Origin of the sequence: Clostridium punense, from assembly GCF_017874425.1 — a bacterium.
In the GTDB taxonomy this organism is placed as follows: domain Bacteria; phylum Bacillota; class Clostridia; order Clostridiales; family Clostridiaceae; genus Clostridium_J; species Clostridium_J punense.
On record NZ_JAGGLL010000006.1, the window covers coordinates 99,597 to 122,758 of the forward strand.

At 31.3% G+C, this 23,162-nt stretch carries 20 protein-coding genes; 4 read left to right on the forward strand and 16 right to left on the reverse strand.

The features are described 5' to 3' along the window. Positions 1-19 precede the first annotated feature (19 nt). The gene (locus tag J2Z44_RS05350) at positions 20-547 is read right to left on the reverse strand and encodes a hypothetical protein (RefSeq protein WP_021281193.1); all 528 of its coding nucleotides are present in this window, start codon (positions 545-547) and stop codon (positions 20-22) included. Between the two features lie 303 nt (positions 548-850). Here J2Z44_RS05350 and J2Z44_RS05355 point away from each other — a divergent pair, with 303 nt between their 5' ends. Beyond that, entirely contained in the window at positions 851-2,872 is a 2,022-nt protein-coding gene (locus J2Z44_RS05355; protein ID WP_209649392.1) for an MASE3 domain-containing sensor histidine kinase, read from the forward strand. Positions 2,873-3,112: 240 nt separating this feature from the next. On the opposite strand, the gene pepT is transcribed toward J2Z44_RS05355, so the two are convergent. Further along, positions 3,113-4,333 carry a peptidase T gene (pepT, locus tag J2Z44_RS05360; RefSeq protein WP_021281190.1) on the reverse strand — a complete coding sequence of 407 codons (1,221 nt, stop codon included), beginning with the start codon at positions 4,331-4,333 and terminating at the stop codon, positions 3,113-3,115. 443 nt (positions 4,334-4,776) lie between these two features. Between pepT and J2Z44_RS05365 the strand changes: the two genes are divergently transcribed. Then, complete coding sequence (locus tag J2Z44_RS05365) at positions 4,777-5,265, forward strand: thioredoxin family protein (protein ID WP_021281189.1); 489 nt, start codon at positions 4,777-4,779, stop codon at positions 5,263-5,265. 257 nt (positions 5,266-5,522) lie between these two features. On the opposite strand, the gene J2Z44_RS05370 is transcribed toward J2Z44_RS05365, so the two are convergent. Both J2Z44_RS05370 and nth read right to left on the reverse strand, forming a co-directional pair. Beyond that, a complete protein-coding gene (locus J2Z44_RS05370; protein ID WP_021281188.1) occupies positions 5,523-6,695 on the reverse strand; it encodes an NAD(P)-dependent malic enzyme in 1,173 nt (390 codons plus the stop codon). 35 nt (positions 6,696-6,730) lie between these two features. Continuing rightward, a complete protein-coding gene (gene nth / locus J2Z44_RS05375) occupies positions 6,731-7,363 on the reverse strand; it encodes an endonuclease III (protein WP_021281187.1) in 633 nt (210 codons plus the stop codon). 615 nt (positions 7,364-7,978) lie between these two features. Here nth and J2Z44_RS05380 point away from each other — a divergent pair. Then, positions 7,979-8,944: a methyl-accepting chemotaxis protein gene (locus J2Z44_RS05380; protein WP_021281185.1), complete on the forward strand. Its 966-nt coding sequence runs from the start codon at positions 7,979-7,981 to the stop codon at positions 8,942-8,944. A 282-nt stretch (positions 8,945-9,226) separates the two neighbouring features. On the opposite strand, the gene J2Z44_RS05385 is transcribed toward J2Z44_RS05380, so the two are convergent. The 11 genes from J2Z44_RS05385 to J2Z44_RS05435 all read right to left on the reverse strand — a co-directional run bounded on the left by J2Z44_RS05385 (position 9,227) and on the right by J2Z44_RS05435 (position 20,947). Further along, positions 9,227-9,943 carry an ABC transporter ATP-binding protein gene (locus tag J2Z44_RS05385; RefSeq protein ID WP_021281184.1) on the reverse strand — a complete coding sequence of 239 codons (717 nt, stop codon included), beginning with the start codon at positions 9,941-9,943 and terminating at the stop codon, positions 9,227-9,229. Continuing rightward, complete coding sequence (locus tag J2Z44_RS05390; RefSeq protein WP_209649393.1) at positions 9,936-10,706, reverse strand: ABC transporter ATP-binding protein; 771 nt, start codon at positions 10,704-10,706, stop codon at positions 9,936-9,938. The genes J2Z44_RS05385 and J2Z44_RS05390 overlap by 8 nt, the downstream gene beginning before the upstream one ends. 2 nt (positions 10,707-10,708) lie before the next feature. Beyond that, the gene (locus J2Z44_RS05395) at positions 10,709-11,815 is read right to left on the reverse strand and encodes a branched-chain amino acid ABC transporter permease (RefSeq protein WP_021281181.1); all 1,107 of its coding nucleotides are present in this window, start codon (positions 11,813-11,815) and stop codon (positions 10,709-10,711) included. A 3-nt stretch (positions 11,816-11,818) separates the two neighbouring features. Further along, positions 11,819-12,724: a branched-chain amino acid ABC transporter permease gene (locus tag J2Z44_RS05400; protein ID WP_021281180.1), complete on the reverse strand. Its 906-nt coding sequence runs from the start codon at positions 12,722-12,724 to the stop codon at positions 11,819-11,821. Between the two features lie 122 nt (positions 12,725-12,846). After that, positions 12,847-14,010: an ABC transporter substrate-binding protein gene (locus J2Z44_RS05405; protein ID WP_021281179.1), complete on the reverse strand. Its 1,164-nt coding sequence runs from the start codon at positions 14,008-14,010 to the stop codon at positions 12,847-12,849. Positions 14,011-14,242: 232 nt separating this feature from the next. Continuing rightward, complete coding sequence (locus J2Z44_RS05410) at positions 14,243-15,166, reverse strand: hypothetical protein (protein ID WP_021281178.1); 924 nt, start codon at positions 15,164-15,166, stop codon at positions 14,243-14,245. Positions 15,167-15,390: 224 nt separating this feature from the next. Then, positions 15,391-16,344 (reverse strand): L-threonine 3-dehydrogenase, encoded by a 954-nt coding sequence (locus J2Z44_RS05415; RefSeq protein ID WP_021281177.1) that lies wholly within the window; start codon positions 16,342-16,344, stop codon positions 15,391-15,393. Between the two features lie 108 nt (positions 16,345-16,452). Continuing rightward, on the reverse strand, positions 16,453-17,646 hold the full coding sequence (locus J2Z44_RS05420) for a glycine C-acetyltransferase (protein ID WP_021281176.1): 1,194 nt from the start codon (positions 17,644-17,646) through the stop codon (positions 16,453-16,455). Positions 17,647-18,240: 594 nt separating this feature from the next. Beyond that, positions 18,241-18,954 (reverse strand): lysophospholipid acyltransferase family protein, encoded by a 714-nt coding sequence (locus J2Z44_RS05425; protein ID WP_021281175.1) that lies wholly within the window; start codon positions 18,952-18,954, stop codon positions 18,241-18,243. Between the two features lie 21 nt (positions 18,955-18,975). Beyond that, positions 18,976-19,965 (reverse strand): tRNA epoxyqueuosine(34) reductase QueG, encoded by a 990-nt coding sequence (gene queG, locus J2Z44_RS05430; protein ID WP_021281174.1) that lies wholly within the window; start codon positions 19,963-19,965, stop codon positions 18,976-18,978. A gap of 4 nt (positions 19,966-19,969) precedes the next feature. Then, complete coding sequence (locus J2Z44_RS05435; protein WP_021281173.1) at positions 19,970-20,947, reverse strand: NAD(P)/FAD-dependent oxidoreductase; 978 nt, start codon at positions 20,945-20,947, stop codon at positions 19,970-19,972. A 407-nt stretch (positions 20,948-21,354) separates the two neighbouring features. On the opposite strand from J2Z44_RS05435, the gene J2Z44_RS05440 reads away from it, so the two are divergent. Further along, complete coding sequence (locus J2Z44_RS05440) at positions 21,355-21,552, forward strand: asparagine synthase (RefSeq protein WP_209649394.1); 198 nt, start codon at positions 21,355-21,357, stop codon at positions 21,550-21,552. 291 nt (positions 21,553-21,843) lie between these two features. Here J2Z44_RS05440 and J2Z44_RS05445 read toward each other — a convergent pair whose 3' ends face one another. Next, the gene (locus J2Z44_RS05445) at positions 21,844-23,061 is read right to left on the reverse strand and encodes an MFS transporter (RefSeq protein WP_209649395.1); all 1,218 of its coding nucleotides are present in this window, start codon (positions 23,059-23,061) and stop codon (positions 21,844-21,846) included. Positions 23,062-23,162: the final 101 nt, after the last annotated feature.

A 23,162-nucleotide genomic window follows, 5' to 3' on the forward strand; every position in this document is an offset into this window, starting at 1 on the left:
TGTAGTTCACCCTTTAGAGTTATATTGTTTTATATCTTATTATGCTTGCATGAGTAAATGGAAGACTATCATCGGGTGCTTCTGCATCTCCATTGTTAACCATCATATTTATCCCTAGCTCAGAAGCATATTCTTCCTGACCCATTTTACTAGTATTGTTGTTATTATTACTAGAGTTATTCATAGATGAAGAACTAGTGCTATATTGACAGCCAGTATTATAATTATAGTTATCTTTATCATAGCCAAAGGTCATTTCATCTTTTAGTTCCACATTCTCATAATCATCTCTAAGATTGTCAAAAGTTACTTCCTCAGCAAATTCATTGTCAAATATATCTACTTTATTATTGAAGTTGTTATGTGAGTAGTATGGAGTATTATTGTTATTATTAGATGTAGTTGATTCATTTGCCATTTGAGCTTCATTATTAGCTTCATCAACCTTTTCCCAAGCAGATTCAACACCTGGATGAGCAACTCTAAAATCTCCAAAATAATTATGTTTATTTGATGGATATATTGGATTTGATTTTTTATTAGCCATAATTTCCCTCCTCAAAATCTTTATACCTATAGGTTGCATTAATTTGAAGTGAATTATGTATATTTCATAAAATTTAAGCTATAATGCTTCTTTACCTATCTTATAATTATTGGAAGCATTAGTCATATTTTGTCTTTATGAGTCGGAAAATATGTACCCTTATAATTTACATTTTATTAACAATTTTCAAAATAATATGGTATAATCTTATTAATAATACAAATTATTTACTAATAATTATTTCTTTATTAAGTATAGCCGCAACTTGTTTCCTCAGTATAAAGTTATAGGTGGTGAGTAATTATGAGAAACTTGTCCTTTAGTAAAAATAATATTTTACTGATGCTATTTTCAATTCCTTTTTTCTTATTTATTGCTTTTTATATAAGCATGAGAAACTATTTCTTATTTCATACCTCTATAGAAATTGTTACCATTGTGATAGGTTTTAGTGCTATGGTAGCCTCAATTAAAACCCTCAATATGAGTAATAACAATTACTTTCACTTTCTAGGAATAACCTCTGGTTTTACCATGATTATTACCTTTGCCCATGTAATCACATATAAAGGTGCTGCTATACTTACAAATGATCCTAATATTCCTACACAACTTTATATTTTATATAAGTATTTTGATTGTATTTTTCTAGCAATATCATTTTATTTTATTAATAACAAAATGAATATTAAACTGGTAACTACATTAAGTCTTTCATTCATAGTACCCTTTTTATGGATTATCCTTTTTTCAAACCTTTTCCCTAAATGCTATAATGAGGGCATAGGATTAACTAGATTTAAAATTATTAGTGAATACCTGTTTTGTTTGTGCTATATAGTTATATTGTTCTTCCTTAAATTTAAAAAAACTACTATTTCAAAAGATAAAGTTAACTTAATTGCCTTATCAGTAATATTTAAATTAATAAGTAGTATATTCTTTTCTTTTTATATTGATGTATATGATATTTCAAACTTTATCGGCCATATATCTAATTTTATATCCTACTGTTTATTCTATAGTGTGTTGTTCAAAGGTGTAATGTTTGAACCCTACCAAAGTTTACTGAACAAGCTTACACTGAAGAGCAATGAACTAGAAATGCTGAATAAAAGTCTTATAGATGCAAAAATAAAAATAGAAAAAGAATATACCAACAATGAACGCCTAATTAACTTTCTTCCCGATGGAATACTAATTGTGGAAGATGGAAAAATAGTTTACTCTAATAAAAGATTTATGGACATGTTCAATCTATTAAATACTGATAAAATTTTAAATAAGAATATTTTTAGCATTGTAGCTTCCTCTTATCATTCTATTTTATCTAGTAGAATAAACGCCCTAGACAAGACTACTTTACTAACTCCAGTCATATATGAAATTGAGGTAAATAATAAAAAAATCTTTGCTGAGGTTTGTTCTTTATATACCAATAATAAATCTAAAGACCAATTAATTATGGCTATTAGAGATATTAGTGATAAGAAATCTGCTGAAGACATGAAGCTTAAGCTAATGGAAATTGAAAAATCTGAGGAACTTAAAAATGAGTTTTTTATCAATATATCTCATGAACTTAAAACCCCTATTAATGTGATTTATTCAGCCTTACAACTCCAAAGTATTTATAAGGGTGATGTAGAATCCATAGAGAAATATAATGATTTGATGAAAAAGAACTGCTTAAGACTAATAAGATTGTCTGATAATATGCTTGATATTACTAAAATTCAGTCTGGATTTTTAAAACCTAATTTACTGGTAGAAAACATAGTTCCTATTATAGAAAATGTATGCGTATCAGTAGTTGAGTACTTAAACTTTAAAAATCTAAGTTTAACCTTTGATACTGAGCATGAAGAATTATACTCGAAAATTGATAAAGCCTTAGTAGAAAGGATATTACTAAACCTTTTATCAAACGCAGTAAAATACGGTAAAGAAAATGGAAATATATTTGTTAATGTATATACTGAAGGCTTAGATACTATTGCTATATCTGTAAAAGATGATGGTATAGGTATGCAGCTAGAAGCCCAACAAAAGGTATTCTTAAGACTTCAAAAACTAGACAATTCCTTATCTAGAAATACAGAAGGTAGTGGTGTTGGATTATTCTTAGTTAAGTCCTTAACAGAAATTCAACAAGGTACTATTAATTTCTGGAGTAAATTTAATGAAGGTACTGAGTTTATTATTAGATTTTCACGAGTTCATGGTTATGAGGAAGTTTGTGCTACCATTGAAGAAGAGCAAGACACTCCTTTAAAAGATACCATGGAAAAAGTAGCTATAGAATTTTCTGATATATACAACTAACATAAAAACCTATTTGTTATAGTTGTAATTACCTGAACTAATGTTTATATAATTTTACAGCAGTAAAACTATACCTAATCATAGAAAAGTTACACTGCTAAAGATCAAAATTTATTAGTTTCACATTAATAAAGCCATGGAAATTAGCGAACTAATTATCCATGGCTTTGGTATTTTAGAACCTTTTGTATTATACAATAGTCCTATTTTCTTAGTATTTATTACCCAACTTAGTTAGTATTATTTATTTGTGTAAAGGTCTATAATTTTAACAACTAATTCTACTGCTTTTTCTATAGATTCTGTTGGTACGAATTCAAACTTACCATGGAAGTTATGTCCACCTGCAAATAAGTTTGGTGTTGGAAGACCCATGTAAGATAATCTAGCACCGTCAGTACCGCCTCTGATTGGAACTACCTTTGGAACTATATCTAATGCTTTCATTGCTTCTACTGCTGTATCAACAACATGCATTACTGGCTCAACCTTTTCTTTCATGTTATAGTAAGAATCTTTAACAGTAATTTCTACTGTTCCCTCACCATATTTTTTATTTAACTCTTCAGCAATTTTTATTATGTTTGCTTTTTTAGCTTCAAAACTGTCTTTGAAGAAATCTCTTATTATATAAGACATTTCAGTTCTTTCAACAGAACCTGAGAATCCATTTAACATATAGAAGCCTTCATAACCCTCAGTATGCTCTGGTCTTTCCTCTGCTGGTAACATGCTATTTAATTCCATTCCTATGAATTGAGAATTAATCATTTTATTTTTCGCAGAACCTGGATGTACGTTTCTTCCATTTACAACTATTTTAGCTGAAGCAGCATTGAAGTTTTCGTATTCGATTTCTCCAATTCCACCACCATCTAATGTATAAGCAAAATCTGCATTAAACTTTTCCACATCAAAATGATCAGCGCCAGCACCTATTTCTTCATCTGGTGTGAAGCCAACTTTGATAGTTCCATGTTTTATTTCTGGATTGTTGATTAAATATTCCATAGAAGTGATAATTTCAGCTATTCCAGCTTTATCATCTGCTCCTAAAAGACTGTTTCCATCAGTAGTTATTAAAGTTTTACCTATGTAATCCTTTAACTCTGGGAAATCTTTTGGAGAAAGTACTGTAGTTTCGTTTAACTTTATATCTCCACCGTCATAGTTTTCAACAAACTGTGGATTAACATTAGCACCTGAGTAATCTGGAGCTGTATCCATATGTGCTATAAATCCTATAGTTGGTATGTTCTTATCTGTGTTTGCTGGTAATGTAGCCATTACATATCCATTTTCATCTATAGTAACGTCACTCATTCCAATTTCTTTTAGTTCTTCTACTAATTTCTTAGCAAGCACCATTTGTCCTGGAGTACTTGGAGTTACACCAGTTTCTCCATCTGATTTAGTATCATAAGCTACATAGCTTAAAAATCTCTCAACAACTTTAGACATAATTATCCCTACCTTTACTTTAAAAATTTGTAATATCTAATAGTATTATACTACCTTTTGTAAACATTCTCAATTTTTTTGTAGAATTTAGTTAAACTAAATAATTCTATAGAATTGTGCTTATATCACATGAGTAGTATCTCCTTATCTCTTGCAAGTAAATAATGGCTTTAATTATTTCACTATGGAGTAAAAATTCATCTTTTATCTACGATGCAGAGCATAGTTTCTTAAGGTGCTTTAGAGGCTATTATAATAAAATATAGCCTTTATAGCCCTAAAGGTTTAAAAATATAGCATGTAAAAAATCTTGTTATTATTGTGCTGAAAAGCCCATAAAAATATTACAATTAATTCATATAAATTATTAACATATGTATATTGATAATAAGATTTAATTGATATAATTTAAGTATAAGTATATTTTGATTGGAGGACTAAAAATGATAGATTTAACTAAAGGCCTAAGTTTTAATGAGTACCTAGAAAAACAGCACCAAAAATACGGAGATGTTCAGGATAAAGCTTATGATGAAACTTCTCTTTCTGAAATTACAAAAGAGGAAGTAAAGAAATTAGAAAAACCAGTCCATGCTGCAGTTTTCACTGAAGGCTTCTGCCCTGATTGCATTGTTACTATACCTTTTATTCAAAGAATGGCTGAAGAAAACCCAAATCTAAAGTTACATTTTATGCCTAGAACCGGCTTTGAAACCTTCCTTGAAGAAGCTGTTGGAGATGCTAGAATCCCAACTATTATAACTTTTGACGAAAACATGAATCCAAAAGGAGCTTATGTTGAGACTCCTAAGGGTTTAAGAGATAAAATGGTTGGATTAAGTGGAGATGATAAAAAAGCTTTAGTTGTTGATTATAGAGCTGGTAAGTACAATAACTTAGTTGAGAAAGACCTTCTAGAAATAATTCTTTAGTTATTGCTTCAAGGCTTATTTATACTAAGCTAAAGATAAAGCTTACTTTCTCACTCTTAATGGACTAAATAAGTACAGTTTAATTCATATTTTTGCTATACCTAGTAATCATTTAGAACATTAATTTGTCACTAATAATTAATATAAGACATAAAAATTCCGTTAAAATGCACTCTGCTATTAACGGAATTTTTTATTAGTATTTATTATTAAATATTACGTTTGCGCCATTAATGATTTTGTGTCTAGGTAATAATTTATATTCTAGCAACTCCAATTTCTCTTGCTATACGCATAACTTCTTTTGCAACTTCATCTGCAACCCTTTTATCTAGCGCATTTGGAATTATATACTCTTCATTTAATTCTTCTCTAGTAATTAAATTAGCAATAGCTCTAGCAGCAGCTAATTTCATTTCTTCGTTTATTTCTTTAGATCTTACTGCTAATGCTCCTTTAAATATTCCTGGGAATACTAACACATTATTTATTTGATTTGCAAAATCTGATCTGCCTGTAGCTATTACTCTAGCTCCACCTCTTTTAGCTTCTTCTGGCATTATCTCTGGAGTTGGATTTGCCATAGCAAAGATTATTGCATCTTTATTCATGTTTTTTACATCCTCTGAAGTTAAAACTCCTGGTGCAGACACTCCGATAAATACATCTGCTCCCTTTATAACCTGAGATAAGCTGCCACTTTCCATACTACTATTAGTATCAACGGCAATTTCTTGTTGAGCTGGATTTAACGCTTCAGCCCCTTTATAAATTGCTCCTTGTCTATCACACATTATAATATTCTTAGCTCCAGCATTTAAAAGTAGTTTACAAACAGCAATACCTGCTGAACCAGCTCCGTTTATAATGATTTTCACTTTCTCTAAGCTCTTATTTACAACCTTAAGTGCATTATATAATCCTGCTAATACTACCACTGCTGTTCCATGTTGATCATCGTGGAAAACAGGTATATTTAGTTCTTCCTTTAATCTTTTCTCTATGTAGAAACATTCTGGAGCTTTAATGTCCTCTAAGTTTATTCCTCCAAATACAGGTGCCATTAGTTTTACTGTTTTAATTATTTCTTCTGGGTCTTCTGTATCTAAGCAAATTGGGAAGGCATCTACCCCTCCAAACTCCTTAAATAAAAGTGCCTTTCCTTCCATTACTGGTATTCCAGCCTCAGCACCTATATTTCCAAGTCCTAGTACTGCTGTACCATTAGAAACTATGGCTACAGTATTTCCTTTAATAGTATAGTCGTAAACCTTGTCCTTATCCTTTGCAATTTCAACACAAGGCTCTGCAACTCCAGGAGTATAAGCGACGGAAAGATCCTCTCTAGTTTCAATCTTAATTTTTCCTACAACTTCAAGTTTTCCCTTTTTCTCTTTATGCATTTTTAATGCTTTATCACCATATGACATAGTTAACACCTTCCTAAAATAAATCTATTGAAATTTTATTGTTTCCCATTAAAATACTCACAGTGAGGAGCTAGCGGGCAAATATCACACTTTGGTTTTCTTGCATTACAAATCTTTCTTCCATGCCAAATAATATAATGATGGGCATCACTCCACATACTCTTTGGTATATTTTTCATAAGCTTTTCTTCTACTTCTTCTACATTTTTCCCCTTAGCAAGACCAATTCTATTTGAAAGCCTGAATACATGGGTATCCACCGCAATAGCAGGTACTCCAAAAGCATTAGAAAGCACTACATTAGCAGTTTTTCTTCCTACTCCCGGAAGTTCTATAAGTTCTTCCATAGTTTGCGGAACCTGCCCATTATGTTTTTCCATAATCCCTCTGCAAGCACCTAAAATATTTTTACTTTTATTTTTATAAAAACCGCAACTCCTTATTTTTTCACCTAATTCTTCTTCTGACAAAGTTAAAAAAGCCTCTGGAGTATTGTACTCTTTATATAACTCTTTAGTCACCATATTAACTCTCTCGTCAGTGCACTGAGCAGATAAGATTGTAGATATTAAAAGTTCAAAGGGACTATTAAAGTCTAAGCCGCACTTTGCTCCTTTATAGGTTTCTTCTAATATGTTTAAAATTTCTTTTCTTTTTTCCTTATTCATAAAATCACCTCATATCCAACACTTGTAATAAGGTATTTGAAAATAAATAAAAACTAAAATAATCAACTGTACTTACTTATTTACTTTTTTGAAAATGCCTAACTACATGGAAGGGTATCTTCTTTATTATTATAACAAAAGTAAAACTTAATTATAGACCTTAAGGAGGAAAATTTATTACTTGTTAACTTCTTATTTTCTTTTTAGTTAGTGGGCAAGTTCAATTTGTTTAAGGGCTTTAGAAGGAAACTTAATTACCTCTAAAGAGAATTTGAAAATTACCCTTCGAAAATGTTGTAAAAGTGATTCTAATCACAACATTTTTGCAATTTTATGTTATAATTTAATCATATTATTTTTTGTTGTAAAAACTTAATTTTCATTTTAAATTTGAAAATTAGGCATCTGAAAATAAATAACAAGTCCAAGATGTGAAGGATATTTTGTGTTCACAAGCAAGCTTGTGCTCACAAGCAGGCTTGTGCAGACAAGAAAACAGGTTCCGCAGATAGTGGGGCTATCTAAGGGTTCTGTTGACGAAGTATATCACAAAATAGACGAGCAGATTGGCTTATTTATTTTTTGAAGATGCCTAAATTAAGGAGTAGATAAGCAATGAATCTATTTAGTAAGAAAAAAAGTGAACCTACACAAGAAAAATCCGTAGAACTTGTTAATAACCCTACTACTACAGAAAACCCTAATATTAGCAATGATACCATTGAATTTTTAAAAGATATAAATAAGGATATAGAGAAAATCATTTCTCAGCACAATTCTGTTAATAGCGAACATGATGTTTTAGCGGAGTTAGCTTCAAAAATTGCAATGCAAATGAATAATATATCCCATTTAGCCAGTGATACCAATGCTTCTACTGAGTTATTACATAAGCAAAGCAAGAGTCTTATTAATATGACTACCGAAAATGTTGACAAGTCTAAAGAAGGTAAGAAAACTATTGAGGATATTGTTAGTATTATTATGTCTTTAGATAGTGAGGCTAAAAATACTTATACTAGCATAAACAATCTTTGGGAGATGATTCAGCAAATTTCCCAGGTAGCCCAAATAATTGATGGAATTGCTTCTCAAACTAATATGCTAGCCTTAAATGCAGCTATTGAAGCTGCTCGTGCAGGTGAAGGCGGCCGTGGCTTTGCAGTGGTCGCTGAAGAGGTTAGAAAATTAGCTGAAATGACTTCTCAAAGTACAGGTGATATTACAAGCCTTACTAATAAAATTCAAGCTGAAGCTAAAACTGCACTAAATAGTGCTAATAAAAATACTGAAGTTATTTCCAAGGGAGTTACTGCCTCTAAAAATGCCCTTATAAAAATCGATGATACTTTAGATTCCTTTGGTAAGGTGGAAAATCAGGTTAACGAAGTTATAAATATAATTTCTACTCAAAAATCTCATATAGAAAATATTTTAACTAAAATAAGTGATATAGATAGGATTTTAAGAGAAACAAATAGCCAAATTGACCATCATATTACTGAGGCTAATGTAGTTGATAGAAAGCTAGAGGAAAGTGTTTCTAGCATTGCTAAGTTTATTACTGCTAAGGACATTTAGTTTCTTCCCTAACTTAGGATACTTCGCAACTGTAAAACCTGAAAATTATCTTAAGTAAAGTTATACTCTCTCTTAAATTATTAATGGATTTAAGCATCTATTTAATTTTAATTTAGAGACTAGCATTATGTTTTATACTATATTATGAGTTGAACAATCTATGCACAATATGAGTCCTAGATAATGTGAAAGCCATGAATAATAAGAAATTAGTTTTCTTATTATTCATGGCTCTTACAATATTAAATTAATGGATTTTTCTTTTCTAAATTTTTATAATTTTTACTTTGCTACACTCTCACCTAAATAAGCTTTCTTAATATCTTCGTTTTGTAAAAGAGATTTTCCACTTCCCTTAATAGTAATTTTTCCTGTTTCTAATACATACCCTCTATCTGCTATTTTTAAAGCTACGTTTGCATTTTGCTCAATTAAAAGAATTGTAACTCCCTTTTCCCGAATTTCTTTTATGATATTAAATATGTCTTTTACAATTAAAGGAGCTAATCCTAAAGATGGTTCATCCATCATTAGAAGTTTTGGATTAGACATTAAGGCCCTCCCCACAGCTAACATTTGTTGTTCTCCTCCCGACAAAGTTCCTGCTAGCTGCCAGCTCCTTTCCTTAAGTCTTGGGAAAAGACTATAAACCCACTGAATATCCTCTTCTATTTTCTTTGTATCCTTTCTAAAATAAGCACCTAGCTTTATATTCTCAAGTACAGTTAGGTTTGGAAAAACTCTCCTTCCCTCTGGAACTAAAGTTATGCCCTTAGTTACAATGTTCTGAGATTTTTGTCCTAAAATCTCTTGTCCCTCGTAGAATATGCTACCATTTTTAGACTTTACAAGTCCAACAACAGCTCTAAGTAAAGTACTCTTCCCAGCTCCATTAGCTCCTACTAAAGTTACTATTTCCCCTTTTTTAACTTCAATATCAACTCCCTTTAAGGCCTCAATTCCTCCATAGGATACAACTAAATCCTTTACTTTAAGCATCCTCACTCACCCCCAAATATGCCTCTATAACTCTTTGGTTATTTTGAATTTCATAGGGAGTTCCTTTTGCAATTGTAACTCCATAATCAAGAACATAAATCCTATCTGATATGCCCATTACTACTTGCATGTGATGCTCTATCATAAATATTGTGAGGTTAAATTCATCTCTAATCACTCTAATAAATTCTGTCAATTCCTCTGTTTCCTTTGGATTCATTCCTGCAGCTGGTTCATCTAATAATAATAACTTTGGATTAGTAGCTAAAGCTCTAGCAATTTCTAATCTTCTTTGCTTGCCATAAGGTAAAGAAGAAGCCTTTTCATTGATTACATCTAATAGTCCTACCCTTTCAATTAGTGCTAAAGATTTTTCTCTTATACTTCTTTCCTCTCTTCTATATTTAGGCAACTTTAAAATCGCGCTAAAAAGTCCTGATTTTAGATGGAGATGATTAGCTATAAGTACATTATCTAACACTGATAATTCTTTAAACAACCTTATATTTTGAAAAGTTCTTGCAATACCCTTTTGTGTAATTATATCTGGTCGATTACCAGTAATATCATTTCCTCCATAAATTACATTGCCTTTAGTTGGAGTATAAACTCCTGTTATCATATTAAAAGCTGTAGTTTTTCCTGCTCCATTAGGCCCAATAAGCGCTACAATCTCTCCCTCATCTATACTAAGATTAAAATCATTAACTGCAGTTAACCCTCCAAACTGCATGGTTGCATTTTGTGTTTTCAATAGCTCCATATTTATTTTCCTCCTTTAGCTGTAGTTTTTCTTTTGAGGAAATTAAGTTCTTTAAGATTTTTAAAGAATGCTATAAATTTATCCCAACTGAATTCCCTTGTTCCCATAACTCCATTTCTAAAGAACAACACAGCTATCATTAATAGTGCTGAAAACACAACCATTCTTAATCCAGCTATTCCTTTAAATTCTACAAAACCTAAGTTAACACTTTCATCTAAAAATCTCAGTGCTTCCCCTGCTATGGTTATTACAAAGGCCGAAATAATTGTCCCTGTAACACTTCCCATTCCTCCAAGTACTATAATAAGAAGAATATTAAAGGTTAAAGTAAATCTAAACATTAGAGGGTCAATAGTTCCCATAAGATTTGCAAGGAGACCTCCCCCTATAGCTGCAAAGAAAGCCCCAAATACAAAAGCTAAAACTTTATGTTTAAATAAACTTATGCCCATACTCTCTGCTGCTATTTCATCCTCTTTTATAGCCTTAAGTGCTCTTCCATAACTACTATTTATTAATGATAAAATAACTACTATGGTTATTATGGCTACTCCAAAAGTCCACCAAAGATTAATAACTGGTGGTATTCCCTTTAACCCTAAGGCTCCATTGGTAATAGATTGTGTATTAGTCAGTATAACTCTAATAATTTCTGCAAAACCTAAGGTTGCAATAGCTAAATAATCTCCCTTTAATCTTAAAGCAGGTGCTCCTATAAGATAAGCTACTAAAGCAGACAGAAGCCCACCAATAATTAATGCAAATATAAAAGGCATATAAATACTATCTAAAGGCTTCATCATTGGGGCTAAAAAGAAGTTCTGAGTTTTAACGGCTATAGGCATAGACAAAATTGCAGTGGTATATGCTCCAATAGCTATAAATCCTGCATGTCCAAGAGAAAATAATCCTGTAAACCCATTTATAAGATTCATACTTAATGAAAGTACTACATAAATTGCACATAAATTTAATATTCTAGTTTTATAACTGTCTAGATTTCCATCTAAGAAATATAATAGTATTGCCAATACAATAAAAGATGCCACGGTTAATATATTATTTCTTTTTTTCATCCACATTAAAATACTATTTCTTTTTTCCATGTATTACACCTTCTCTGCTATTTTTTCGCCCATAATACCTGTAGGCTTGAATAGTAGGATTAATATGAGTAATATAAAGGCAAAGGCATCTCTATAGCCTGAAAGACTTGGTAAAAATGCTACTAGCATGATCTCTCCAACCCCTAAGATAAAACCACCAAGCACTGCCCCCTTAATATCGCCTATTCCTCCAATAACCGCTGCTATAAAACATTTTAATCCTGGCATAATTCCCATAAGAGGCGCTATTTGAGGAAATTTTAATCCCCACATAATTCCTCCAACCGCCGCAAGAATAGAACCAAGTGCAAAGGTTAATGATATTATTTTATTAATATTTACCCCCATAAGTGAAGCTGTTTCGTGATCCTTGGATACTGCTCTCATAGCCATACCACTTTTAGTTTTATTAACTAGATAAAGCAACCCAAATAATAATAATAAAGTTACTATGGGAATTATAATAGTTAGTCTTTGAAGTGATACATTTCCAATTTGGATTACTTCTGTAAATAAATCTACCTGTGGGAACGCCTTTGGTACTCCTCCAAAAATTACTGTCCCTAAATTCTCAAGAAAGAAGGAAACACCTATGGCTGAAATCAGAATAGATATCTTGGGAGCATTCCTTATAGGTCTATAGGCAGCAATTTCAATAACTATACCCAATAATCCTGTCATTATAATAGCTGCAATAAATGCTATATACCAAGGCATTGAAAAAAGAGAAACTCCATAAAAAGCAAAATATGCAGCTACCATAAATATATCTCCATGAGCAAAATTTATTAGCCTTAGGATTCCATAAACCATGGTATATCCTATAGCAATAAGAGCATAGAGACTACCTAAAGATATCCCATTTAATAAATGCTGCATAAACATGTCAAAACTCATTGCTAAAACCATTTTCTCACCAACCTTACTATTTTAACTTTAATTTATTTAATATGAGTCCTGTATATTTAAACATGGTTTATATTATTTAATAAAGAAGAACAAGTATCACTTGTTCTTCTAACTATAACTTGTTATTTTACTCCATCAACCACATCTAAGAATGTAAACTTACCATCTTTAACATGCTTAATCACTGCATTTTTGATTGCATTTCTATTTTCATCAAAGTTAACAACTCCAGCTGCTCCTTGGAAATCCTTTAGGTTGGCTAAAGTATCTCTTAGCTTAACTGAGTCAGTACTTCCATTTTGCTCTAACGCCTTTATAAGAATCAAATAGGCATCATAACCTAGAGCTGTAACTGCTGCTGGCTCTTTATTGTATTCCTTCTTATATTCTGTTAAAAACTTTTCAGATTCTTTAGTGATAGGTTTTTCTGTTGCAAAGAAGGTAGAAAATACTGCTCCCTCTACTGCTTTTGAACCTATTTCTATGAACTGAGGTGTCTCCCAAGTATCACCGCCGATAATTGGACAAGTAATCCCAAGCTGTCTTGCTTGCTTAATTACTAATGCTGATTCTGTAAAGTTACCTGGGGCAAAGATAGCATCTGGATTTTTAGACTTAACATTTGTTAATTGTGCTGTAAAGTCTTGGTCTCCTGTGTTATAATTAGCCACCTCGATTATTGCCTTATCATCTCCTGTAAGCTTCTTGAAAGAATCTGTAAAAAACTTAGCAAGTCCTATAGAATAATCACTTCCTACTTCTTGAACTATTGCAACCTTCTTAGCCTTTAACTTATTGTAAGCATAGTTTGCCATAACTGTTCCTTGGTATGGGTCTATAAAGCATACTCTAAAATAATATTCATTTCCTTGAGTAACTAAAGGATTAGTACATGATGTTCCAATGGTTGGAATTTTAGCCTTTTTAACTATATCTCCAGCTGCCATGGATAATGAACTTCCCCAGCTACCGACTATAGCTGTAACCTTTTCTTTCTCAACTAATTTTGCAGCTGCATTTGCTGCTTCTACCTTGTCTGACTTATTATCAACAACTACTAATTCTACTTTCTTGCCTAAAACTTCTGGATAAAGCTTATTAGCTAGCTTTATTCCTTCTAATTCTAGGGCTCCTCCCCCAGCATTAGCACCTGTTAAAGGTTCAAAAACTCCAATTCTTATAACATCAGAACCCGGTTTTCCACCTTCACTACTTTTTCCACAGCCAGCAAACACAGAGGTCATTAAAATTAATGAACTAAGTAAAAGTGCAATCTTTTTTTTCATGATTTCCCCCTTAATTACTTTCAAAATTATACTAAATCAGCATATTCTGCTTTAATAATTGATTAGTATAGTTATATTTATTTTGAGGAAATCGAAAATATTCCATTTTTCGAGGAAGTTAATAATAATCTATGAACAACATTAATTTTATTCTATTAGACCTATACTAACTTTTACCTATCTTATTATAAAATTTGTAACTTAATTATTAACAACCCCCTATGTTCTTCTTTTATCTATTTACCTTTTCCAATAATAATTTCCTTTTATCCTCATATTCTTCTTGTGTAAGCACTTCCAAATCTCTTAGTTCTTCAAGACTTTTTATTTTCTTTGATATTTCATCTCTAATTTCGTGACTTTTTTCTACAGCTTCAGAACCTTGACATAGGTTGTCCTTTGAGTATTTACTCTTTAAATATCTTAATTCTTTTTCCGAAATTTGATTTACCAATACCTCATAGGCTTCCTTAGCAAAAAATCCGCAGTATAATCTACCATTAATAAATAATTCTAATATGGTTGTATCTCCATCTATCTTTATATGTTGTGGCAAGCTACTTTTATTAAAGGTAATAGTATCATCTTCTAGCCCAGTTGAAATTCCACTTATATTTAATTCCATTTGCCTATTATTTTCCAATTGCTCCTTTTTGCAAAAACAATTAATTTGATTTAACTGAAAGCTAAAGCACCCAATCCCTTGGTGATGTTTATCTGCTAAATAAAAATTATCTTTTTCAACCCAAAAGTAAAAGTCTATTAACCCTACCTTTTCAAAAATATAAATTAACATATTACTGTCTACTGTATCTAAGTTCTTGGTAAATCTAAAATCATTAAGCTTATTTTTTATCTTTTCAATAGAATCTGCCAACTCTTCAGCGCTGTCTCCTTCTAAAGTTTCTAGATAATTCTTATATTTATTTTCATCAAACTTTGTATAGGCACTTTTTATAATATGAGAATACCTTCTTTCAATTTCCTTATCTATTTCTGGTATACCCTTTATATATTTAACCTTCATGGCCGTTGGTGGAATCTGGCAATGCTGTTTATAGTCATTTTCAATATTTCTTTCTCTTACCTTGATAATGTTTATAACAATAATGGCACTAGCAGCCACAATAAAAAGAATAGCTAATAAGTAGTCCATAACTTATCCCTCCTAAAATAAATAATTCATATTAAGTATATTAGGACAACATTTATTTATTCTTGATAAACTATAGTTTATCTTAGTAAAATATTATTTTTTTGAGAAACGCTACATATTAAAAGCTCTGCAAATTGATTAAATATGTAATACTGAAGTCTCTTTATACCAATGCAAAAAAATAAAGAGAAGAGCAAATTCTTGCTCTTCTCCTATTAATTAAATTATTTTATTCCTTTTTCTCTTAGCTTTTCAAGCATGTCAGCAGTCATTTTAGCTAAATCATACTCAGCTTTAAAGCCCCACTCTTCTTTTGCAGCAGTTGGGTCTATTGAATCTGGCCAAGTATTTGCAATTCCTTGTCTTACTGGATCTGGGTTATAGCTAATTTCAAACTCTGGAATATGCTTTTTAATTTCAGCAGCAATTTGCTCTGGCTCAAAGCTCATTGCTGTGATGTTGAATGCATTTCTATGTTTTAATTTGCTTGGATCAGCTTCCATTAAATCGATAATTGCTTGGATAGCATCTGGCATATACATCATATCCATGTATGTTCCTTTATCGATATAAGAAGTGTATTTTCCGCTCTTTAATGCTTCGTAGTAAATATCTACTGCATAGTCAGTTGTTCCGCCTCCTGGAGGTGCTACATAAGAAATAAGTCCTGGGAATCTTACTCCTCTTGTGTCTACACCAAATTTAGTGTAGTAGTAATCACATAATAATTCTCCTGAAACCTTTGTTACTCCATACATAGTTTTTGGTCTTTGAATTGTGTCTTGTGGAGTATTGTTTTTTGGAGTATCTGGTCCAAAAGCACCTATTGAGCTTGGAGTAAAGAATTTGCAGTTTAACTCTCTTGCAGCTTCTAATGCATTAACAAGGCCTCCCATGTTAATGTCCCAAGCAAGTTGTGGTTTTGCTTCTGCAACAGCTGATAAAAGAGCTGCTAAGTGAATTATTGTGTCTACATTATGCTTTCTTGCAACTTCTAAGAAAGCTTTTGCATCAGTAACATCAAGTATTTCAAATATTCCACCCTCAACAATTGGGTTTCCTTCTGGCTTTCTAATATCAGAAGCTATAACATTATCTACGCCATAAACTTCTCTTAGTTTTGTAACTAACTCTGTACCGATTTGTCCAAGACAACCTGTAACTAATATTCTTTTCATATTATTATCCTCCGTTAAAAACTATTTCTCATTATAGAGTTTACTTTTCTATTTTAACTATATATCTACTTATTGATTAAATAAGCTCTCATAGAAATTCTTATAAGTTTATTTTATTATACCCATTTCTTGACCAACTTTTTTGTAAATAGCAATAGCATCATCTAACATTTCTTTAGTGTGTGCTGCTGATGGCATGTTTCTTACTCTTGCTGTTCCCATTGGTACTGTTGGGAATACTATAGCTTTTGCATAAACTCCCTCTTCATATAATCTCTTACTGAATTCTTGAGCTTTTGCAGCTTCGCCTATTATACATGGAGTTATTGGAGTTTCGCTATCACCTATATCAAAGCCTAATTCTTTTAAGCCTTTCTTTAAGTAGTTTCCATTTTCCCAAAGTTTATCATGAAGCTCAGTGCTTTCAGTTAATATATTTATAGCTTCGATACAAGCTCCTGCTGCTCCTGGAGTTAAAGATGTTGAGAATAGGAATGGTCTACCTCTAACTTTTAACCAGTCAATTAAATCTTGTGTACCAGCTACATATCCCCCAACTACACCAATAGCTTTAGATAATGTTCCAATTTGGAAATCTATTTTGTCTGATAATCCGAAGTGATGAACTGTTCCAGCACCTTTTCCTAGTACTCCTGAACCGTGGGCATCATCAACATATGTGATTAAATCAAATTCTTCAGCAATTTCTACTATTTCTGGAAGCTTCGCAATGTCTCCATCCATAGAGAAAACCCCATCAGTGATTACCATTACTTTTTCATATAAGCCTGACTCTTTAGCTTCTTTAGCCTTAGCTCTTAAATCTTCCATATCTGAATGCTCAACTCTTATGATTTTAGCACCTGATAATCTGCATCCGTCTATTATTGAAGCATGGTTTAATGCATCTGAAAGGATTGCATCTTTTTTGCCCATAACAGCTGAAATCGCAGCCATGTTACAGTTAAAACCTGATTGGAAAGCTACAGCAGCTTCTGTATGTTTAAATGCAGCTAGTTTTTTCTCTAACTCAATGTGGATATCTAAAGTTCCGTTGATTGTTCTAACAGCACCTGCACCTGCACCATATTTTTCAGTAGCTTTTACAGAAGCTTCTACCATTCTTGGATGGTTTGCTAATCCTAAATAGTTATTAGAAGAAAGGTTTATAAGAGTTTTTCCTCCAATATTAATTTTAGGACCGTTTGCACCTGTAATTACATTAATTTCATTATAAAGTCCTTTATCTTTAAGGTCTTGTAGGTTTTCTTTAAGGTATTTTTCTAATGATTTGCTTCCCATTGTTTGTACCTCCAAAATTATTAGTAATTTATATGTTTAATTTTAAAATTATTTAAAGTTTTAGAAAACTTTCAATGTAATTCTTTACATCTTAAGTAAATATTCTGCACATTTCGCAAAAATCCTCTTTTAATGTAGAAAAAATATTTTGTTAATAAAAATATTTTGTAAATTTACTTTATAAGCTTTCTTCACTTTATATTTGAAAATAAATACACCACTATGTTATTTATTTCCCTTTTACTAATATTTTATTATACCTATATTAATTACAATTTGAAAGAAGATTTTGGATTTTAATATAATTATTAATGTAAATTTTACAAATTCGTACTTTTTTATAACTTTTTATTCTTTCAATTTATAAATAGGTACAGGAAGCTTCATAAAAACAAATAGGTATATCAAAAATGAATTTAAAGGCAGTATTACATTTATACCTTTTTACAGTGAAGGTGAGAATACTACTTTTTAGATTTCACTATCACTTTTACCTGCAGAAATAATTGGAATCTCATATATAATTAAAAAGAGCTTAAGGTAGAGAATACCTTAAACTCTTAAACTCTCTTTTAACTTTAGACTTATTATACCCTACGAAGAAATATACTTTGAATAAATTCCTCTATACTCCTTAGGGAGTACTTTTGCTATCCCACACATTATCTCTGTCATAGCTCTATCACTATACTGATTTTTATCTTCATCTTCAAGCTTTTTAGGCACTGTCATTGGTTCTCCAAAGTTTATAGTTATATCAGCATGATTAAAATTTTCTTCTGCCATATCACTATCATTAATAGGAAGAAACTTTTCAGTTCCACACATTCCTATAGGTACAATAGTTGCCTTTGACATTTTAGCTATAAGAAGAAGCCCCTTCTTTCCCTCTATCATTTCTGCGGTTCTACTTCTGGTTCCTTCTGGAAACATCATAATATTTTTTCCCGCTTTAAGTACCTCTATCATCTTAGAGATAGCTTCCTTATCCGCGCTATTAGGCTTTATTTGAATAGTCTTAATAAATTTAAAACCATTTTTCGTAAACTCATTAGCAGTAAGCTTCACTCCTGCTACAAAAACAGGGTCTTTCTCTTTTAATACTTCATTTAGTATAATTCCATCTGAATTACTTAAATGATTACAAATAAATATAATTGGCCCTTCCAAATCCTTTATCTTTTCATAGCCATTTATTTTTATATTTGCATACTTTTTAATACTTTTTTTAACATAGCTATGTATAAGCCTACTTGAGATATTATCTGGTAATTTACTCATTAACTTTAGTAACAGTACTTTATCCATAAAAAATCCCCTCTCCAACAATTAACATTTATTTCCCTTAAAAAGTTTTTCATAATAATCTTTAATATACGGTGAACTTATACTTTTTTCAATATTATCTTTATCTTCTCTATGTATATTATAATAATTTATAAGAGCATTTCTAATTAATATATTCTTCCCTCGCCAACCACAGGAATGTTTCCCAAATGTCTCCTTAAAATCACTATTGGTTAAAAAAATTAAATCTTGAAGCTCTCCCTTGAGCATATATTCTTGTGGATGAAACTCTTCTATGGTTGAGTTTAGTGCTTGTTTATTATAAGGACATATCATTTGGCAAGTATCACAACCAAAAACCCTTCCCTTTAATTTATCAAACCATTGATCTTCTATATGTTTTTTTTGAGTAATATAGGAAAGACATTGATTGCAGTTTCCTTGATTCTCTTCCTCTATTATAGCACTAGTAGGGCATACTTTTATACATAAATCACATTCCCCACATTGACTTTCTATAGGCTTATCTTCCTCAAGTTCTAAACTAGTTATTACTTCAGCCAAAAATACATAAGACCCATAATTCTTTGTAATAAGATTATTATTTTTACCTATAAAGCCAAGGCCACTTAGATAAGCAATGTACCTTTCTGGCAAAGGATTGCTATCCACAAACCCTATTGCCTCACCACCTAACTCTTCAATAAACCTACAAATCTTATCTAGATAACCTTTAACTACTCTATGATAATCAAGACCATAGGTGTACAAGGAAAATCCAGTTTTACTACTATAATATCCATCATATTTATAAGGAAAGGCTAAGGAAATAATAGTTTTCCCCTTCTCCATCAAAAGAAAAGGATTGATTCTTTTTTCTATATCCTCCTCTTCAAATTCATTTGCTAGTCCCTTTTCTTTTCTTTCACAAAAGTAAACTTCCAACTCTTTAAATTTTCTACACTTAGTGAATCCAACAGTTGTTAAACCTAATTCTCTACAAAAATTAATTATCTTTCCTTTGTTATCCATAGCTTTAATTATTATTCCTTACATAGGCTGCCGCTGATATTCCTGCAACTTTGCCCTGATTTAATACATTTTCTATGACATCATAGCCTTTTATAACAGTTCCACATGCAAAAAACCCCGCTAAGGAAGTTTCCATTCCTTCACTTACAACTAATTCTCCAGTATCCTCATTAAGTTCCATACCCGTCTTCGCTCCTAATAAGTTTTCAGGATAAAGATTTATAGATAATACTAAAGTATCACAGGTTATATATTGCTCTGTACCCTCTATAAAATTTCTATGCTTATCAACTTCTACAACTTTTACGCCTTCAACCCTCTCCTCACCATATACATCAACCACTCTATGATTATATAGTACAGGAATATTAAAATCCTTTAAGTATTCCTTAGATTCTTCCCTAACTGCGTGAACCTTTGAGCTTGTTTCAATTATTCCTTTAACTTTTGCTCCCTCAAGAACTAGGCTTCGTGCCGTTAAAATAGCAGTGTCTCCTGACCCTAGTATTAGATACTCACGGCCTGGCATAACACCTTTTTTATTTACATACTTTAAAACTGATACAGCAGTAGTTATTCCAGCACTTCTATGTCCTAAAATATTTTTATAGCCCATTGGCTTTTCTCTGCAACCAGCAGCAAATATAACTGACTTTCCTTTAACCTGAAAAACCCCATCATAACTATTTACAGCAACCAATGTTTTATCTTTATTCATACTTAATACTGTAGTGTCCATTTTGACTTCAATACTATATTGGGATACCAGATCTATTAATGCTTGTATTAATTCATTAGTAGTTAAGTTTTCTTCATTACCTTCTAAATAAAAGCCACTGTGTATGCAGTTGATTAAAGCACCCCCTGCTTCAGATTCTCTATCTAAAATCAAAACCTTATCTAAACCATTTTTTTTAGCTTCAATAGCTGCTCTAAGACCGCTAGGTCCTGCGCCAATTACCACTAAGTCATAGTGCTCCATAATATCCTCCACAACTTAACTTATTACTATCGATGTACAAGCTCAACACTCAATGTATTTGATATAAATACTTAAGATTATTAAGAACAGGTTTAACTTTAAACGCCCTTGAGCTTGCCTATCACTTTTGAAGACACAACTTTTTATAATGCATTATTCCTGCTGAAGTTGTTTCTTTATATGTATGATTTCCTATATTATATAATAATACCACATTGATTGGATTATTCAATTTTATATTTATTTCTCTTAAAACTTAAAATTTTTATTAACTATAATTCTATTAAGGTTCTAAAAACAGACTTGGAAATCTAGGTATACAATGGGAAATTAGGAATTAACTTTTTCAATAAAAATTATTTTAAAGGATAATACTATAATCACAATAAATATAAAGAGGTGATTTTATGAGAATAAAAGATGGAGTAATTCCTACAGTAGTAGGGACAGTTGTTACTGCTGGTGCTGCTGCCTTAAGAGCAAAAGATATGAAATCAATGAGAATGAACAAACACAATATTGTTCCTATGGCTGAAACTGCACTACTTGGGTTTGGATTTGCTCATGTGGTTTTAGGTGCAATAGATTTAATTCAACATGACTAATTGATAGATTGATATGCACTATTGATTCTAAAAGGTTATATACTGACCTTAATTTTCTATGATAAATAGTATTTTAAAAAACTTATAGCCTGCAACTTGTATAAGCTGCAGGCTATAAGTTTTTGTACTAATATCATATGAGTTTTTTTCTATTAGGCATCTGAAAATAAATAACAAGTCCAAGATGTGAAGGATATTTTGTGATAGACAAGGAAGCAGAACCCGCAGATAGTGGGGCTATCTAAGGGTTCTGTTGACGCAGTATAGCACAAAATAGACGAGGAGATTGGCTTATTTATTTTTTGAAGATGCCTTATTACACTTGGGTAAATCATCTCCATCTAATACCTTACTTAGTCTTCTTAAAAAGTACCCTGCCACTACTGGAACTACTCCTATTAGCAATAAGTATCCCTTAATAACAAAAGCTCCCTTAAATAAAGAAAGCAGCAATAACAGTATTATTGAACTTATAACTCTTCCTGCATTTAGCATTATATCCTTATTAATCATATATTCTATTCTTAAATCCTCCTCATGGATTTTATTTATGACATTAAAGGTTGAGGAAGATAATTGTATAAGAAAAAACGGAAGAAAAAAAGAATCCATTATCATAAATATAAATAAAGTATTAAAGCTTACCTTTAAGGATATTATTACTACTGCTAAAAAAGATCCTATAGTCCCAATATATATAGCCAATCTTCTTTTGGGTGGTTTTATCACCTTTTGTACTAAAACATAGGAAGCGGAAGATACCAATGCTCCAATAAAAGTTAGCTTTCCAAGTGATAACTCACTACCTGTAGTTTGAATTATTAATATATTTACCAAAACCCCAATTATCACATCTCTAAAACCCCATAAGGCAGAAGCCTTTCTTATAATGCTCCAATCACTACAATTTTTAGAAAAAGCTCTGCTAAAGTCCACTTTACTACCATAGTTATTACACTTTAAAATTAAGCTGATAAAAAATAAAATTAAGAAAATAGAAAGGGTTATGGTGAACACTATGCTATAACCTTTAGTTCCTGCATACCTAGTTATAATATATCCTGAGGTAATAGGAGCTATTGCCGCAGCAACTCCAGCACAACTTCCATTGAACCCATTAAAAGTATCTCTATTAGTAACACAGGTGAAATCAAAACTTAAGGTATTAAAGGCTAGCCAATAAAATCCAACAGCACAGCCATAGATGACCCCAAGTATGTAAATGTATATTCCACCCCTGTTTCCTAAGAATAACATTAAACTATAGAAAAATGCGTATAAAATAAGTCCAATTCTTAATGACCAAATACCATTTTTCTTTTTTGCTATTATTCCTCCTAATATAAAAGTCATAGGAGTAGTTATATAGTGTAGCATATTATAAATTACTATTATAATAAAGCTATTGGTTTGTTTCCAAAAAAATATGTTGACGAAAATTCCTGATAATCCTGCAGCAAAGGTGAATAATGCACTCATTAAAAGTAGTATTTTAGCTTCCTTAGTCATTTGGCCCTCCTTAAAAGCATTTTATTACTTACCTATTATGTGCAAATTTCCTCTATCTATATTAGTGGTAATTTATTACACTGGAACTTTATCCATTTAAT